Genomic DNA, 2,723 nt, shown 5'->3' with positions numbered 1-2,723 from the left:
GCATTTTTACTCACTTCAATTTTCCTTCGGAAAATAGCCGTTCATTAAAAACGCAACTTTCAATACACAACAACGTTGCCAACAATTAAAAAACCGAAACCTGAAATTAAGAAATGGGAATATTTGATATATTTAAAAAGAAAAAAACGGAATCAACTTTTCCCGAAAACGAGCTTGAAAGTAGTTTAATGAAAGCTTCATCTGATATGTCAGCAAGAAATGAATTTTACACAAAACTACTTTGGAATGAGCTAATTGTTTTAACTAACGGACAAAAAGAATCAGAAGAAGGTAGAAAAATATTAGAACAAGATACTGAAGTTCAGTTTGTGACTTTCGAAAATGGGCAGATTCCTGTGTTTACATCTACAAATAGAATTTTTGACAAAGGAGTTGTTAAAGAACAAGTTCCATTTATGTCAATGAAAGGGCAAGACCTTTTTGGATTTACAAAAGGAGCAACTTTTATTTTAAATCCATATTCAGATTATGGAAAGGAATTAATTCCTCAAGAAATTGAAAGTCTTCTAAATGGTTCGATTTTCGAGGAAACTAATGAAATGGAAATAAAAGAAGATACTGAAGTACAAATTGGACAACCTTCAAAATATCCGACAGAATTAGTTAATGAAATGTCTGATTTATTCAAAAAAGAAACAAATGTTAAATCAGCATATTTAGCAACGATTAAAATGGATAAATCCGAAAAACTACCACATTTAATAATCGCAATTGATATTGAGGGAAATATGTCTTCAATTTCTGGAAAAGCTGGAGCATTAGCTGAACAAATAATTGGAAAAGGAGAAATTATTGATTTTATTAAGATTGAAAATGACAATGGTATTTCGGAATATTTCATTAAAGAAACTAAACCATTTTATAATCGGAAATAAAAAAACTGTTGGCAACACCGTGTATAATTTATTGCTGGTTTTAGCCAATTTACGAAAGTCTTTTGGGACTTTCTTGGTTTGTGTTTTATTTAGTAAACTCACTGCTTAAAACACGCAACAAATCATACACAACAACGTTGCCACCAATACGAAAAAAGCATTGCAGAAAACATCAAAATCACAAATCAGAACAATAATTAAAGACACAATTATCTTTGAACAAAAAGATAGTCTTTACATTCATTCAAACGAGCTGAAAGAAATGAATGCACACGTTTCTGAAATTAAACACGATTTAAATAAGCATCTTAATAAAGAAGAAGATACGTTTTTAGGAGCAACTTACGATACTGCTTTTACTGTAATTTTTACACTCATTATTTTTATTTCAGGTATATTAATTGACAGATGGCTTAAAAGTAAAAATGAAAAAGCTGAATTAAAAAAACTTAAAGATTATTTCAACAATCAATTTAACGATTTAAAAACCAACATTGTACCTGAATTAATAAAAGCATATAAAAAAAGTTATCAAGATGTAATTAGTTTGGATAATGGATTACCAACAAGCGCACCAAAGATTTTAACAAATACCTATGACAGATTAGCAAATCTTGAATCACCTTTACTTTTTAAAACATTCAAAAATAGTACAGATTTTAATATAGCTTTTTCTCAAATCGATTTTATTAAAAAATTAATGAATGAGATTGACGAATATCATTCTATTAGTTTAAATAGAAGTTCTGCTCTTCGAATCAATATTGCCAAACTTGACACACCTTACATAGGAAAATTAGTTGAATATATTGAAATTCAAAGAAATACAAATATTCATCACACAAACGACCCAACATTTCAATTGATAAGCGGAAAAATATCTCATTATCGTCAGAACATAGCTGGAAAGAGAAATTTAACCAAATATTATAAAGAAATTATTAGACCAATTCAAGAACATTTAGTGCAAACTAACTTGTTTAGAACTGACACGACTTGTAATGAAATAGCTGAAATGGGAAAACAAATATCCCATAAGTTTAACGAATTGAGATTAATATTTATAGAAATTAGACTTCAATATAGAACATTCTGTCAAATATTAGATAGGACTAAAACTAAATTGGAAAACATAAATACTGAATAAGTACTGGTGGCAACACCGTATATAATTTATTGCTGGTTTTTAGCTTACTTACGAAAGTCCTCGCGGACTTTCTTGGTCGGTAATTATTTACTAAATTAGTTGCTTGAAACACGCAACAAACCATATACAAACACGTTGCCCATTATTAGAGCGATGAAGCGTCCTGAAATAGGTTGACTAAAAATTAAACATTTAATTATAGTCACTTATGAAAACACAAAAAGAACACTGGCGAAAAAAAAGCTACCAAAAAGTAACACTTGAACTCAAATTATCTGTCGTTGACCAAATTCAAAATGGTCAGATTTCTACTAACTTTGCTTCCAAAAAATATGAGGTTCCAAGGACGACAATTGGCTATTGGATCAAAAAATATAGTACTTTAGTCCAACAAAACACAGGTATGAGTAAATTAGATGAAATTAAAAAACTAAAGGAGCGTATTGAAGAACTGGAGTTTGTAAAGGACTTTCAGCAAGATATTATTGCAGATATGGAAATCATTACTGGAGTCGATTTGTCAAAAAAGTCGTTACCCAAAACATTAGCGAAAGAGATAGAACTAAAAAAGAAAAACCGTTTAAAAGAAAATGGTTCTATCAGTGTTTTGGGATTAGTAAACAAGCCTTCTACAAAAGAGAAAAAGTAAAACAATGCAAAGCTATAAACGATACTAAAAT

3 protein-coding genes are annotated in these 2,723 nt (G+C 29.5%); all 3 read left to right on the top strand.

Annotated elements, in window-relative coordinates; translation table 11 throughout:
• Positions 1–113 precede the first annotated feature (113 nt).
• Positions 114–896 carry an enhanced serine sensitivity protein SseB C-terminal domain-containing protein gene (locus GQS58_RS16745; protein ID WP_166388029.1) on the top strand — a complete coding sequence of 261 codons (783 nt, stop codon included), beginning with the start codon at positions 114–116 and terminating at the stop codon, positions 894–896.
• A gap of 262 nt (positions 897–1,158) precedes the next feature.
• Positions 1,159–2,043, top strand: coding sequence for a hypothetical protein (locus GQS58_RS16740; protein ID WP_166388027.1), 885 nt, complete (start codon positions 1,159–1,161; stop codon positions 2,041–2,043).
• Between the two features lie 208 nt (positions 2,044–2,251).
• Positions 2,252–2,692, top strand: a complete 441-nt coding sequence (locus GQS58_RS16735) for a helix-turn-helix domain-containing protein (protein WP_166388025.1) — start codon at positions 2,252–2,254, stop codon at positions 2,690–2,692.
• Positions 2,693–2,723 lie beyond the last annotated feature (31 nt).

The organism is Polaribacter sp. 11A2H, assembly GCF_011379025.1.
GTDB lineage: Bacteria > Bacteroidota > Bacteroidia > Flavobacteriales > Flavobacteriaceae > Polaribacter.
The sequence above is the reverse complement of the archived record's forward strand: the minus strand, read 5'-3'. Positions and strand labels throughout refer to the sequence as shown.